This is a genomic window from Halorubrum miltondacostae (assembly GCF_041379815.1).
GTDB classification, from domain to species: domain Archaea; phylum Halobacteriota; class Halobacteria; order Halobacteriales; family Haloferacaceae; genus Halorubrum; species Halorubrum miltondacostae.
In genome coordinates this window covers 551,418-564,739 of the sequence record NZ_JBEDNY010000003.1, presented here as the reverse complement: position 1 = coordinate 564,739, position 13,322 = coordinate 551,418, and the positions used below count along the sequence as shown (strand labels likewise).

General features: G+C 69.8%; 10 protein-coding genes and 1 tRNA gene. 7 read left to right on the top strand and 4 right to left on the bottom strand.

Annotated features, from left to right (window positions below; all coding sequences use genetic code 11):
- Positions 1–46 precede the first annotated feature (46 nt).
- Positions 47–2,323, bottom strand: coding sequence for an ATP-dependent protease LonB (gene lonB, locus ABNG04_RS11960; protein ID WP_371162638.1), 2,277 nt, complete (start codon positions 2,321–2,323; stop codon positions 47–49).
- Between the two features lie 170 nt (positions 2,324–2,493).
- Between lonB and ABNG04_RS11955 the strand changes: the two genes are divergently transcribed.
- Together ABNG04_RS11955 and ABNG04_RS11950 are read left to right on the top strand one after the other, a co-directional pair.
- A complete protein-coding gene (locus ABNG04_RS11955) occupies positions 2,494–3,024 on the top strand; it encodes a nicotinamide-nucleotide adenylyltransferase (protein WP_371162637.1) in 531 nt (176 codons plus the stop codon).
- A gap of 52 nt (positions 3,025–3,076) precedes the next feature.
- On the top strand, positions 3,077–3,937 hold the full coding sequence (locus tag ABNG04_RS11950; protein WP_371162636.1) for an SAM hydrolase/SAM-dependent halogenase family protein: 861 nt from the start codon (positions 3,077–3,079) through the stop codon (positions 3,935–3,937).
- 36 nt (positions 3,938–3,973) lie between these two features.
- Here ABNG04_RS11950 and ABNG04_RS11945 read toward each other — a convergent pair whose 3' ends face one another.
- A complete protein-coding gene (locus ABNG04_RS11945) occupies positions 3,974–4,453 on the bottom strand; it encodes a DUF5793 family protein (protein ID WP_371162635.1) in 480 nt (159 codons plus the stop codon).
- Positions 4,454–4,658: 205 nt separating this feature from the next.
- On the opposite strand from ABNG04_RS11945, the gene ABNG04_RS11940 reads away from it, so the two are divergent.
- From ABNG04_RS11940 to ABNG04_RS11925, 4 genes are all read left to right on the top strand, one after another.
- Entirely contained in the window at positions 4,659–6,392 is a 1,734-nt protein-coding gene (locus ABNG04_RS11940) for a type II/IV secretion system ATPase subunit (RefSeq protein WP_371162634.1), read from the top strand.
- On the top strand, positions 6,389–8,548 hold the full coding sequence (locus tag ABNG04_RS11935) for a type II secretion system F family protein (RefSeq protein ID WP_371162633.1): 2,160 nt from the start codon (positions 6,389–6,391) through the stop codon (positions 8,546–8,548). The genes ABNG04_RS11940 and ABNG04_RS11935 overlap by 4 nt, the downstream gene beginning before the upstream one ends.
- Positions 8,549–8,630: 82 nt before the next feature.
- Positions 8,631–9,317: a class I SAM-dependent methyltransferase gene (locus ABNG04_RS11930; RefSeq protein WP_371162632.1), complete on the top strand. Its 687-nt coding sequence runs from the start codon at positions 8,631–8,633 to the stop codon at positions 9,315–9,317.
- A gap of 60 nt (positions 9,318–9,377) precedes the next feature.
- Positions 9,378–11,813 carry a methyl-accepting chemotaxis protein gene (locus ABNG04_RS11925; protein WP_371162631.1) on the top strand — a complete coding sequence of 812 codons (2,436 nt, stop codon included), beginning with the start codon at positions 9,378–9,380 and terminating at the stop codon, positions 11,811–11,813.
- A gap of 81 nt (positions 11,814–11,894) precedes the next feature.
- Here the strand turns inward: ABNG04_RS11925 and ABNG04_RS11920 are convergent, their stop codons facing one another.
- Together ABNG04_RS11920 and ABNG04_RS11915 are read right to left on the bottom strand one after the other, a co-directional pair.
- A complete protein-coding gene (locus ABNG04_RS11920) occupies positions 11,895–12,179 on the bottom strand; it encodes a hypothetical protein (protein ID WP_371162630.1) in 285 nt (94 codons plus the stop codon).
- A 13-nt stretch (positions 12,180–12,192) separates the two neighbouring features.
- A complete protein-coding gene (locus ABNG04_RS11915; protein WP_371162629.1) occupies positions 12,193–12,717 on the bottom strand; it encodes a DoxX family protein in 525 nt (174 codons plus the stop codon).
- 237 nt (positions 12,718–12,954) lie between these two features.
- Between ABNG04_RS11915 and ABNG04_RS11910 the strand changes: the two genes are divergently transcribed.
- Positions 12,955–13,025 (top strand) — tRNA-Gly (locus ABNG04_RS11910).
- The last annotated feature ends 297 nt before the right edge of the window (positions 13,026–13,322 follow it).

Genomic DNA, 13,322 nt, shown 5'->3' with positions numbered 1-13,322 from the left:
GGGGAGCGAAAAGTGAAAGAACCCGGGCGGCGGAGCCCGGAGCCGCCTACTGCGGGCTCGGGTTGGACGGGCTCGAGACGTTTCCGTCCTTCAGTGCGGAGCCCGTGATCGACTTCAGCCGGGAGACGAGCGAGTCCTTCTCGGCCTCGCCCTCGAGGGCGATGTCCAGGACCTCGCTGATGTGCGAGACCGGGATGACCTCGATCATCTCCTCGTACTCGTCTTCGATCATCACGTCCTGCTCGTTGGCCGCGGGGATGATCACCCGGTCGCAGCCGGCCTTCGCGGCCGCCTCGATCTTGTGGGTGACCCCGCCGACGGGGAGCACGTCGCCGCGGACCGACAGCGAGCCCGTCATCGCGAGGCTCTGGTCGACCCCGACGTTCTCCAGCGCGGAGATGACGGCGGTCGCGACCGTGATGGACGCGGAGTCGCCGTCGACGCCCTGCTGGCCCGTCTGGATGAACTGGATGTGGATGTCCTTCTCCGAGATGTTCTCGTCGGAGAACTTCTTGATGATCGCCGAGACGTTCTGGACCGACTCCTCGGCCATCTCCTTGAGCTGGCCGGTGGCGATCACCTGCCCGCCGCCCTGGGTCGGCGTCACCTCGGCCATCACCGGGAGCATGATCCCGGAGTCTTCGCCCATCACGGCGAGGCCGTTGACGCGACCGGCGACGTAGCCGTCGGAGACCTGGAGCTCGTAGTCCTTGCGGCGCTCGATGTAGTCGTCGGCGAGCTGCTGTTCGATGGACCGGGAGCGGCCCTTCGCTTGAAGGACGTGCTCGCGGGTCGTGATGTCCGCGTCCTCGCCGCGGGCGATGTCGCCCGCGACGCGGACCATCCCACCGAGGTTCCGCATCTTCAGGGTGAGGTGGCCCTTGCGGCCCGAGCGGCGCTTGGCCTCGAGGATGATCTCCTCGACGGCCTCCGCCGAGAACTCGGGCAGGCGGCCGTCCTTCGCGACCTCCTGAGCGATGAACCGGACGTACTTCCGGCGCATCTCCGGCGTGTCCTCGATGGTGTCCTCCATGTACACCTCGTAGCCGTACCCCTTGATACGGCTCCGGAGCGCCGGGTGCATGTTCTCCATCGCGTCGAGGTTCCCGGCCGCGATCATGACGAAGTCCGTCGGGACGGGCTCGGTCTGGACCATCGCGCCCGAGGAGCGCTCGGACTGGCCCGTGATCGAGAACTCGCCCTCCTGGATCGCCGTCATGAGGTGCTGCTGGCTGCGGATGTCCAGCGTGTTGATCTCGTCGATGAACAGCACGCCCTTGTTCGCCTTGTGGATGGCCCCCGCCTCGACGCGGTCGTGGCTGGGCGTCTCCATCCCGCCGGACTGGAACGGGTCGTGCCGCACGTCGCCGAGCAGCGCGCCGGCGTGCGCACCGGTCGCGTCGCGGAACGGCGCGGTCTTGGTGTCGCCGTTGTTCACCAGCAGGTTCGGGATCATCGCGTCCGACCCGCGGTTGAGGTAACGGAAGACGAGGTACACCACGCCGGCCGCGATGATGCCGACGAGGATCTGGCCGACGATGATGAGCGCGTAGCCCAGCACGACGGCGATGATGATCCACATCAGCAGCGACCGCATCTGGTTGCGCTTGCGCGCCTCCTCGCGGTGCGCCTCGACAATCTGGTCGCCCTTGCCGGCCGGCACCGTCCGGGTCTTCGGCTTGTTGCCGTCCTCGGGGTTGTGGTACACCAGGACGTCCTGAAGCTCCTCCTTGGGGAGCAGTTCGGACATCGCCTTCGCGAGCATCGACTTCCCGGTCCCGGGTGAGCCGATCATCATCACGTGGCGGCGCTGCTTCGCCGCCTTGATGATCACGTCGCGGGCGTGTTCCTGCCCGATAACCTGGTCGACGAGCCGGTCCGGGATCTCCAGTTCGGCCGTCGTGTCGATCTTGAGCCCGCCGAGGAGGTCGTCCTCGTCGGGGTCCTCGTCTATCTCGGCTCCCTCGACCTCGACGGTGCTGCCGAGCTCGTCGATCCCGCCGTCGTCGGCCGGACCGACGCCGTCGCCGTTCCGGCCCTCGTCGGGACCGTCACCGACGATCTCGGCCTCGTCGAACCCGTCGTCCACCACCACGCCGTCGTCCCAGGGCTCGTCGCCGGAGTCCGCGGCTGACTCCGCGCCGGAGTCCGTGGCCGGGTTCTCGTCGACGCCGGGCTCGTTCGGCGGACCGTCGTCGGGCTCGGGGTCGCCGTGCGCGGCGTCCTCGCCGTTCCCCGCCGGACTCGAGTCGTCGACGCCGCCGTGAGACGGTTCGTCGGGGTCGTCGGCCGTGGGGTCGTTCGTATCCTTCTCGTTGCTCATAGAATCGGGTTTCGCTATCGAAAACGAAGGGTCGGCTACTGATATACTTTCTCCCCCCAGCGGCACCACCACGGTGGCAGTAAAAGCGGTCGAGAAGGCGTATAGTCGCCGATCTCGGCGCACGAGCGTTCCCACGGGGTTTATAAATGACGGCGACGGTACGTGGATCCATGCGGGGGTTTTACATCGGCCGGTATCAGCCGTTCCACGACGGCCACCAGCACATGGTGGAAGAGATCGCGGCGGACGTCGACGAGCTGGTCTTGGGGATCGGCTCCGCCGGCGACTCGCACACCACGCGGAACCCCTTTACCGCCGGCGAGCGCGTGATGATGGTGACGAAGGCGGTCGAGGACCTCGACGTCACTACCTACGTGGTCCCCATCGAGGACCTCGACCGGAACTCGGTGTGGGTGAGCCACGTCCGGAGCATGACCCCGCGGTTCGACGTCGCCTACTCGAACAACCCGCTCGTCGTCCGCCTGTTCGAGGAGGCGGGCGTCGAGGTGCGCCAGTCCCCGATGTTCCGCCGCGACGTGCTGGAGGGGACCGAGCTCCGCGAGCGGATGATCCGGGGGCGCGAGTGGGAGAGCCTCGTCCCCGATGCCGTCGTCGACGTGATCCGGGAGGTCGACGGCGTCGACCGCATCCGCCGCATCGCCGAGACCGACTCGATAGGCAAAGAGCCCTCGGACGCGTAGCGCGCGGTCGCCGCCCGGTCGTTTTAACAGCCCGCCGACCGCCTTTCCGGCCATGATCACGCTCACCTCGGACTTCGGCTCGCCGTACCCCGCAGCGATGAAGGGAGTGATCCGCCGGCACACGGACGCCGAGCTGATCGACGTCGCGCACGACCTCCCGCGCGGGGACCCCCGGGCCGCCGCCTTCTGGCTCCGATTCGTCCTCCCGGAGTTCCCTCCGGCGGTCCACTGCGCCGTCGTCGATCCCGGCGTCGGGACCGACCGTGACGCCCTCGTCGTCCGCGCCGGCGAACACGTCATCGTCGCCCCGGACAACGGCCTCGCGATGCCGCCGGCGCGGGCATTGGCGACCGACGAGTCGGACTTCGAGGTCTGGACCCTCGCCGTCGACGACCCCGCGAGCGAGACGTTCCACGGCCGCGACGTGTTCGCGCCGGCCGCGGCCCGCGTCCGGACGGCGCTCGACGAGGCGGCGTCGGCGGAAGCAGGAGCGGCCGATTCCGCGGGAGACGGGTCGCTCGACGCCGACGCGATCGCCGCGGCGCTCTCGGGGCTCGACGACCTCGCGCCCGCGAGCGATCCCGTGGACATCCACTTTCCAGAGCCCTCGGTCGAGCGCGACGACGGCGACGCGATCGCCATCGACGGCGAGGTGCTCGCGATCGACCGGTTCGGGAACGTGATCACCAACGTGCCCGGCGACCTGGTCCGCGACCGCGACTGGCTCCGCGTGAACGGCGACCTCACGCCGGTCGCGGAGACGTTCGGCGCGGTCGACCCCGGGGAGCGGCTCGTCACCGTCGGGAGCCACGGCTACGCGGAGTGTGACGTGAACGACGGCCGCGGCGACGGCGCGTTCGACCTCCGGCCGGGCGACGCGGTGCGGTTCGTGCCCGACAGCGTCAGCCTCTGAGCGTCCCGCAGACGGCCCGCCCGCGGCGGACGGCCGCTACAGTTCGACGCCGGAGGGGATCAGGCTCTCGCTGCGGAGCAGGTTCCCCTCGTGGTCGTACACGAGGAAGGTATCCTTGTCGTAGTCGACGAGACGCGCGCCGTCGACGTCGATCTCGACGCGATACTGCGCGTCGCCATCGTCGGTCGCGTCGCGCGCGGCGTGGATGAACGGGAGGACGTCCGTCGCCGTCTCGTTGAGTTCGAGGACGAAGTCGCCGGTGAACCGGTTGGTGACGCCGACGACGCCCTCTGGATCGTCCGCCTCGCCGAGCGGCTCGCGGAGCCGGAAGGCGACGTCTATCTGGTCGGCACCGAGCAGGTCGCCATCGTCGGCCCCGTCGCTCTCGCCTCTCGAGAGTCGCTCGCGGAGGAGCTCTTCCGGCCCGTGGAAGTCGATCCGCACGAGCGGGGGCGACCGGGTGTCGGCACCGTCTCCGACGCCCTCGACGGCCAAATCGAAGTAGTCACGCCGCATTTCGTATTCACTGCTTTGCGGCCCGGCCGTATCAACGTAACGGGCGGATCGGCGGCGCAGCGGCACGACTCCCCGGCGGATGCGACGCGTAGATGGACGCGACACCTGAGCGTCCGGGGCGGCCGCGCCGCCGGCGCCGTCGATGTCGCTCGTGATAATCGTCGGGGGTAGTTTAAATTCCCCCCGGCTCTACACGTCGGTATCCATGGCGAGTGACGCCGGCGGGAGCGACCTCGGCGACCGGATCGAGGCCTTCCAGCGGCGACTCTCCCACGCGTGGGAGCTGCTCCAAGGGTCGACGCTCGACGTCCGCCCGTTCCGCCCGGGCGACGACGGTCCGCTCGCGTCGTTCAGCGTGCCGGCCGACGAGCGCGAGGTCGACCGGTACTGGGTGAACGCGCCGTACGCGTATGTCGTGATCACCTACGACGAGCCCGAGAGCGAACACCGCTACTACGCGGTCGAGCCCGGGCTCGACGCGTTCGAGCGCGAGCTCCTCAACCGGGTCGTCGAAGACATCCGCGACCCGCTGCTGTACCGCGAAGGGGCCGGGAAGACCGACGAGGAGACGCTCCGGGCCGAGCTGGAGACGCTGTTAGAGGGGTACGGCGTCGAGGTCGGAATGGACACGTTCCACGCGCTCGCGTACTACCTCTACCGCGACTTCCGCGGCTACGGGAAGGTCGACCCCCTGCTCAACGACCGGCACATCGAGGACGTCTCCTGTGACGGCTACGACCTGCCGATCTTCGTCTACCACGACGAGTACACCGACATCGAGACGAACGTCTCCTTCGGGCAGGAGGCGCTCGACAGCTACGTGATCCGGCTCGCCCAGCAGTCCGGCCGGCACGTCTCGGTCGGCGACCCCATCGTCGAGACGACCCTCCCCGACGGGTCGCGCGCCGAGCTCGCACTCGGCGAGGAGGTGACCCCCCGCGGCTCGGCGTTCACCATCCGCCAGTACGCGGAGGACCCGTTCACGCCCGTCGACCTCGTGGAGTACGGCACCTTCTCCGTCGAGCAGATGGCATACTTCTGGCTCTGTATCGAGCACAACAAGAGTCTCATCTTCGCGGGCGGCACCGCCTCCGGGAAGACCACCTCGATGAACGCGGTGTCGATGTTCGTCCCGCCGCAGGCGAAGGTGCTCACCATCGAGGACACCCGCGAGCTCTCCTTGTACCACGACAACTGGCTCTCCGCGGTCACCCGCGAGCGCCGGTACGAGGGGACGGACATCGACATGTACGACCTGCTGCGCTCGGCGCTGCGCCACCGGCCCGAGTACATCATCGTCGGCGAGGTCCGCGGCGAGGAGGCGATCACCCTGTTCCAGGCGATGAACACGGGTCACACTACGTTCTCGACGATGCACGCCGACTCGATCGAGACGGTGATCAACCGGCTGGAGAACGAGCCGATCAACGTGCCGCGCGCGATGGTCCAGTCGCTCGACATGCTCTCGGTCCAGACGCTCACGCGCGCTGACGACGAGCGCGTCCGCCGCGCGAAGACGGTCGGCGAGATCGGCGGCATCGACCAGCGGACCGGCGAGCTCGACTACTCCTCGGCGTTCGAGTGGCGGCCGGACTCGGACACGTTCCGGCGGAACGACTCGTCGCTGCTGGAGGAGATCGCCGACGAGCGCGGCTGGTCGCGGTCGGAGCTCCTCCAGGAGGTCCGGCGGCGCGAGCGCTTCCTCGAGCTCCTCTCCGCGCTCGGCATCAACGACTACCGCACGTTCACCGCCCTCGTCAACGAGTACTACGCGGACCCCGACCGCGTGATGGACCGGCTCGACGAGCGCGCTGCCGCGGCCGACGGCGTCGCCGCCGCCGACCTCGCCGCCGACGAGGGCGGCCGAACCGACCGCGGTCCCGCCGCCTCCGACGGTTCGGGCGTCGGAAGCGGGGGATCCGACGCGCCGGATCGATGATCGAGTACCTCCCGCTCGTCGCCGCGGTCGCGGTCTGTCTGGCCCTCGCGCTCCCGCTCGTCGACGACCGGGCGGACCTGTTCGTCACCCGCGTCGCGCTGTCGGCGTTCGGGGACTACGTTGGCGAGAACGAGGCGCGGCGGCGGAGCCAGCGCGACCGGATGCGCGCGGCCCACGTTGCCGGGACGACGCACCGCGTGTACGCTTCCCGAACGCTGCTGTACGCCGCGGTCCTCGGCGTCGCCGGCAGCGTCATCGGCGTGTGTGGGGCCGCCGGGCTGCTCGCCGCGCTCGACGTCGGCGAGGCGGCGATCCGCGGGGCGCTCCCCAGCGCGGTCGAGTTCGTCGCGGTCGTCGCGCGGCTCGCCGACCTCGGGCTCCTCCGGCTGTTCGTCCTCCTCGCGGTCGTCTCCGCGACGGTCGGCGCGGGGCTCGCGCTCGGCGCGTACGTCGCCCGGTGGCAGCTGCTCGACCAGCGGGCCGCGGCGCGGGCGGCCGAGATCGACGCCACCCTGCCGCGGACGGTCGCGTTCATGTACGCGCTCTCGCGCTCGGGCATGGCGTTCCCGCGCGTGATGGACACGCTCGCGGAGAACGAGGCGGTGTACGGCGAGGCCGCCACCGAGCTGTCGGTGGCCGTCCGCGACATGAACGCGTTCGGCACCGACGCGCTCACCGCGCTCCAGCGCATCTCCCGCCGGACGCCCAGCGACGACCTGGCGGACTTCTCGGAGAACCTCGCCTCGGTCCTTGGGACCGGGCAGCCGGTGTCGACGTTCCTCAACGACCAGTACGAGCGGTACCAGGCGGAGGCGGAGGCGAAACAGGAGCAGTACCTCGAACTCCTCTCGACGTTCGCCGAGGCGTACGTGACGGCGCTGGTCGCCGGCCCGCTGTTCTTCATCACCATCCTCGTCGTCATCGGGCTTGTCTTACAGGACACGCTCCCGCTCCTCCGCGTCGTCGTCTACCTCGGCGTCCCGCTCGCCACCTTCGGGTTCGTCGTCTACGTCGACAGCGTGACGCAGGGCGTCGGCGGCACGGAGGCAGTCGCGGAGTCGTCGCTCGCCGACCCGGACACCCCGTCCGTCACCGGCGTGCGACACGCGGGCGACGAGGCAGGCGCCGAGAGCGACGCCCCGCGGTTCGACGGCGGCGCGACCAGAGGCGGCGCGGACCGCTGGGCGGAGAGCCGCGAGCGGCTCCGGGTCCACGACCGCCTCCGTTGGGTGCGACGGCTGATCGCGTCGCCGGCCGAGATGGTGTTGGCCTCGCCGCGGACGGTCCTCCTCGTCGCAGTCCCGCTCGCGGTGGCCGGACTGCTCATCTTCGCGTTCCCGATCACGCTCGGGACGCCGGTGGAGATGGTCGACCAGATCGACCGCCCGATCGTGGTCGCGGTTGCCTTCGTGCTCGCGAGCTACGCGGTCGCCTACGAGTTCGACAAGCGCCGGCTCCGGCGCGTCGAGTCCGCGGTGCCGGACTTCCTCGACCGCCTCGCCAGCGTTAACGAGGCCGGAACCGCCGTGGTCGGCAGCGTCCGCCGCGTCGCCGACTCGAACTTAGAGGCGCTGACGGCGGACCTCCGTCGGACCAAGCGCGATATCGACTGGGGCGCAGACGTCTCCACCGCGCTGCGCCGGCTGGAGCGCCGGGTCAGGTCGCCGATGACCTCCCGGGCGGTCGCGCTCGTCACCAACGCGATCGGGGCGAGCGGCGACGTCGGGCCGGTCCTCCGGATCGCGGCCGACGAGTCGCGCGCGACGTGGTCGCTCCGGCGCGAGCGGCGGCAGGTAATGTTGACGTACCTCATCGTCATCTACATCTCCTTCCTCGTGTTCCTCGGGATCATCGCGGCCCTCTCCGTGTCGTTCATCCCGGCCATCGAGGCGGCCGGGGTCCCGGGGACCGGCGGGGGCCTCCCGGAGACCGGCGGCGGCGCCCCCGTCGGTCCCGGCGGCATCACCGACGGGATCGGCGACATCGACGTCGTCGCCTACGAGCAGCTGTTCTTCCACGCCGCGTCGATCCAGGCGGTCTGCTCCGGCCTCGTCGCGGGACAGCTCGGGGAGGGGTCGGTGCGCGACGGCATAAAACACGTCGTGGTGCTGTTGACGCTCACCGTCCTCGCGTTCGTCGGGATCGGGCTGGCGTGACGCGGCCGACCGGGACGCGAGGGTCCCGACCGCTTGCCGGCTCGGTCGCACGAGCTAAACCGGTCGCGGTCGACCGTCGCGTATGGACTCGGATCCGGGAGGCGAGTCGGGGTCGGCGGGCGGCGATCCGCCGTCGGGCGACCCGCGGCGCACCTACGACCGCATCGCGACGCACTTCTCGAAGACGCGGGAGTACGCGTGGCCCGAGGTCGAGTCGTTCTTGGAGGACCGGTCGGGGACGGTCGCCCTCGACGTCGGCTGCGGGAACGGTCGCCACACGGAGGCGCTCGCGGCCCGCGCCGAGGTCGCGGTCGGAGTGGACCTCAGCCGCGGGCTGCTCGACGAGGCGGCGGCGCGCGCTCGTGACCGGGGGGTCGCCGACGCGAGCGCGTTCGTCCACGGGGACGCGGCCGCGCTGCCGGTGCCCGACGACGCCGTCGATTTGGGCGTGTACGTCGCCACGCTCCATCACCTCTCGCCTCGGGCGGCCCGCGTCGAGAGCCTGAACGAGCTGGCGCGCGTCCTCGCGCCCGGCGGCGTCGCGCTCGTCAGCGCGTGGAGCACGGCCCACGACCGGTTCGACCGCGACGAGGGGTTCGACACGACCGTCGACTGGACGCTGCCGGGCGGCGAGACCGTCCCGCGCTACTATCACATCTACTCGCCCGCGGAGTTCGCGGCGGAGCTCTCGGCGAGCGCTCTCGAACTCCGCCGCTCGGAGATTTCGAGCGGCAACTGTTACGCGGTCGTCGCGTCCGGGGAGCGCTGATTATCACGCGAGATATCGACGGGGGTGGATTAAAGAGTCAGTGTCGACCGCCTGATGGTAATGGCCGATACCCTTCTGGAACGGGCGTTGCGGCGCGTCACGCCCGACGCCGTGGCGCGGAGCTACCTCGCGAAGTTCGTCGTCGCCCTCGTCGTCGTCGTGATCGCGATCGGCGCCGTCGGGGCGGTCACCTACGCTGAGACGACGGAGCAGCTCGAATCGAACGCTCAGGGCGACTACACGGCCGTCGCCGAGCTGAGCGCGACGGAGCTCGACGGCTGGCTGAGCGAACGTCGCACGTTCGTCAGCGACGTCGCCGACAACCACGCGTTCTCGCAAGAGCCCGACCAGGTCGACAGCTACCTCGCGTCGCACCTCTCGCGGGCCCCCGAGGGCGTCGCCGCCTTCCACTTCGTCGACCGAGATACGGGGGCCGTCGTCGCCACCACGGACGACGAGGACGGGGGCGAGACGGTGACCTCCCAAGCCTGGTTCGGTGAGGATCTCCTGTTCTCCGACGAGGTGTACACCAGCAAGACGTACACCGTCAACGGGGAGCGGCGGTTCGCGTACATCACCTCGACGCCGCTGCGCGACTACCTCGTGATGGAGGTCTCGCTCGTGCCGGCCGCCGCCGACTTCCGGCAGCCGACCGAGAGCGCGTTCACCACCGTCGTCGAGCCCGACGGGCGGATCGCCGCGAGCAACGGCGAGTACGTCGCCGGCGTGCGCTACGACACCGATGTCCGGTCGACGCTGTTCGGCGAGGAGCGCGCCGTCGGCTTCCTCCCGTCCGCGACGTTCACGTTCGCCGACGGCGGTGAGTACCTCGTCGCGTACGCGCCGCTGGAGACCGAGGAGTGGTACGTCGCCACGCAGGTCCCACTCTCCGAGGCGTACGCCCTGTCGGGGATGATCGGGCGGAACCTGCTCCTCATCGTCGGGGTCGCGGTCGTCGGGCTCGGGCTCGTCGGCGTGACGCTCGGCCGGGGGACCGTCGTCGAACTGAACCAGCTCCGCGCGCGGGCCGCGGCGCTGGCCGACGGCGACCTCGACGTCGACTTCCACACGGACCGGCGCGACGAGTTCGGCGACCTCTCCGGCGCGTTCGCCACCATGCGCGACTCGCTGCGCGAACAGATACGGACGGTGGAGGACCAGCGCGAGCGCGCCGAGGAGGCGAAGGCCGAGAGCGAGGCGTTCGCCGACCGGCTGGAGTCCCGCGCGGACGACTTCGGGCGGACGATGGCCGCCTGCGCCGACGGCGACCTCACCGCCCGGCTGCGCGCCGACCCCGAGGACCCCGAGGCGCTCCGTACGATCGCCCACGAGTTCAACGACGCGATGGACGAGCTGGAGGCCGCGATCGCGGAGGTCGACGCCTTCGCCGTCGAGGTGGCCGAGCGGAGCGACGCGGTCACCGACGGCACCGACGAGGCCGCGGCCGCCGGCCGGGAGACGAGCGACGCGGTCGACGAGATATCGGCCGGCGCGGAGCGACAGAGCCGCCAGCTCGCGGAGGTGGCCGGCGAGATGGAGGACATGTCGGCGACCGTCGAGGAGGTCGCCGCCTCCGCGGACGAGGTGGCGACCACCTCCCGGCGGGCCGACGCGCTCACGGAGGAGGGCCGCGAGGCCGCCGCCGACGCCGTCGAGGAGCTCCACGGCATCGAGGCGCGCTCCGAGTCCGCCGCGGAGACGATCGAGCGGCTCGAGGCCGAGATGGCCGAGGTCGACGAGATCGTCGAGACCATCTCGGAGATCGCCGACCAGACCAACCTGCTCGCGCTCAACGCCTCGATCGAGGCCGCCCGCGCCGGCGAGGCCGGCTCCGGCTTCGCGGTCGTGGCCGAGGAGGTCAAGTCGCTCGCCGAGGAGACCCAGGAGTCCGCCGCCGAGGTGGAGTCGTTGATCGAGAGCCTGCGCGAGCGCACCGACGAGAGCGTCGACGAGATGGCCGCGATCCGGACGGGCGTCGACGACGGCGTCGACGTCGTCGAGGACGCCGAGGACGCGCTCGCGGACGTCGCCGACCGCGTGAGCGAGGCCGATGACGGCGTCCAGGAGATCTCCGGCGCGATGGACGCTCAGGCGGAGTCCGTCAACGAGGTGACGGGCGCGGTCGACGACCTCGCCGGCGTGAGCGAGGAGACCACCGCCGAGGCGACCACCGTCGCCTCCGCCGCCGAGGAGCAGGCCGCCACGCTCAACGAGGTCTCCGACCAGGCGCACGACCTCCACGAGCGCGCCCGCGGTCTGCGAGAGACGACCGAGGAGTTCGAGGTCGACGCGCAGGGAGACGCGGCCGACGAGGTCGGTTCGGCGGATGAGGCGGACGCCGACGCGACCGGGTCGGCGTTCTCGTTCGGCACCGACGCAGATTCCGACTCGGCCGCCCCCGCCAGCACGGACGGCGGCACCGCGGACCGAGCGGTCGAGTCAGTGAGTTCGGACGCCGACGGCGAGAGCGATACGAGTCACTCACGCGACGAGTAGACACGCGACAGAAGGGTGGTCGTGGTCGCTCGCGACGACGCGTCGCACCGGTCGCGTCGCAGTCCGAGGTTCCCGTGCGGTTCAGTCCGCCATCGTCTCGTGGCGGACGTCGCTGTCCTCGGGCATCGGCGTCACGAGCCGGTACGCCGCGTACAGGCCCATCACGGCGATCCCCGCCAGCACGAAGCCGGTGCGGATCTCGGGGGAGATCAGCGGCGTCGCGACCACGTCGCCGGCCTCGTTCGTCATCGGGACCGGAGCGAACGGCTGTCCGGCCAGCGTCTCGATCAGTCCGAGGACCACGATGCCGAACAGCATCAGTCCCGCGCTCAGCGCCCGTGCCGCCTTGTCGATGATGTCAGTCATTGTGAGTCACCTCTCAGCCGAGTAGGTACCGCAGCTTGGGGTGTTGCTTGACGAGCTCCGTCTGTTCGATGAGCGCGTCGAGGCCGTAGTACCGACCAGCTGCGAGCACCATCACCGTCAGGAACAGCAGGAGTCCCATCAGGTCGCTGTTGACGACGCCGTGCCCGAACCCGGCGTTGCCGATCCAGAACAGGGACATGAAGATGACCCCGCCGAACGCGGCGAGCCGGGTCAGCGCGCCGGCGATGAGCGCGAGCCCGATGAGGGTCTCGAACAGGGGCACCCCAGGCGCGATGAGCCACGCGAGGTTGTTCCCCATCCAGACCGGGATGCCGCCGAGGACGGTCCCGCTCATCTGTTGCATGTACGCCGGGCCGTAGCTGAACGCGAGCCCGTCTGTCAGGAGCTTCGTGAACCCGGCGTGGAAGAACCACCACCCGGTCACGACGCGCAGGAACGCGATCCAGTACGTCGCCCACGGCCCCTCCAGGGCGAACTCGACCTCGCCGACCAGTGGATTGCTCGATTGGTATGACATCGGTGTCACCTCACAGATGTACCTCGGGTGCCTACACACATATGTACCGTAGCGGGTTCTAACCGCCTGAAAAGCGTTCTAACGCGTTGGGAGACGCCCGCAGTATCGTGGCGTTTTATATACACGTGCCCTTCAGATTGCCGCCTCGGTCGGGCCGTCGCCCGGTCATCTGTCGGAACACGGAACGCTTATGAAACTCGTTCCGCCTACGTGTAGATGCGTCATCAACCGACGCGAGCGCCGGTGGTCTAGTGGTAGGACCTGAGCCTTCCAAGCTCATGGCCCGGGTTCAAATCCCGGCCGGCGCATCCTCCCGCACACTACGAACGAGGAGCGATAGCGACGAGTGAGTTCGTGCGGGAGGATGCGCCGAGGATTTGAACCCTATCAGTCGCGCGCAGCGAACGGAGTGAGCGAGCACGTCTGATTTCGGTTCAAATCCCGGCCGGCGCACTCACTTCGTTCGTGCGCCGCCCGTACTCCCACTCGCTCACTCCGTTCGCTCGCGGGAGTCCCGGCCGGCGTATTTTCTGACTGGCCCCGTCACTCAGCGTCCGCTTCGCTCTCTTGACTCTCGAACGCAGTGAGAGAAATCGCCGCCGGGT

Bases quoted from the DNA above. Each gene is read 5' to 3' on its own strand.
- lonB (WP_371162638.1), bottom strand. From the start codon at position 2,323: ATGAGCAACGAGAAGGATACGAACGACCCCACGGCCGACGACCCCGAC.
- ABNG04_RS11955 (WP_371162637.1), top strand. From the start codon at position 2,494: ATGCGGGGGTTTTACATCGGCCGGTATCAGCCGTTCCACGACGGCCAC.
- ABNG04_RS11950 (WP_371162636.1), top strand. From the start codon at position 3,077: ATGATCACGCTCACCTCGGACTTCGGCTCGCCGTACCCCGCAGCGATG.
- ABNG04_RS11945 (WP_371162635.1), bottom strand. From the start codon at position 4,453: ATGCGGCGTGACTACTTCGATTTGGCCGTCGAGGGCGTCGGAGACGGT.
- ABNG04_RS11940 (WP_371162634.1), top strand. From the start codon at position 4,659: ATGGCGAGTGACGCCGGCGGGAGCGACCTCGGCGACCGGATCGAGGCC.
- ABNG04_RS11935 (WP_371162633.1), top strand. From the start codon at position 6,389: ATGATCGAGTACCTCCCGCTCGTCGCCGCGGTCGCGGTCTGTCTGGCC.
- ABNG04_RS11930 (WP_371162632.1), top strand. From the start codon at position 8,631: ATGGACTCGGATCCGGGAGGCGAGTCGGGGTCGGCGGGCGGCGATCCG.
- ABNG04_RS11925 (WP_371162631.1), top strand. From the start codon at position 9,378: ATGGCCGATACCCTTCTGGAACGGGCGTTGCGGCGCGTCACGCCCGAC.
- ABNG04_RS11920 (WP_371162630.1), bottom strand. From the start codon at position 12,179: ATGACTGACATCATCGACAAGGCGGCACGGGCGCTGAGCGCGGGACTG.
- ABNG04_RS11915 (WP_371162629.1), bottom strand. From the start codon at position 12,717: ATGTCATACCAATCGAGCAATCCACTGGTCGGCGAGGTCGAGTTCGCC.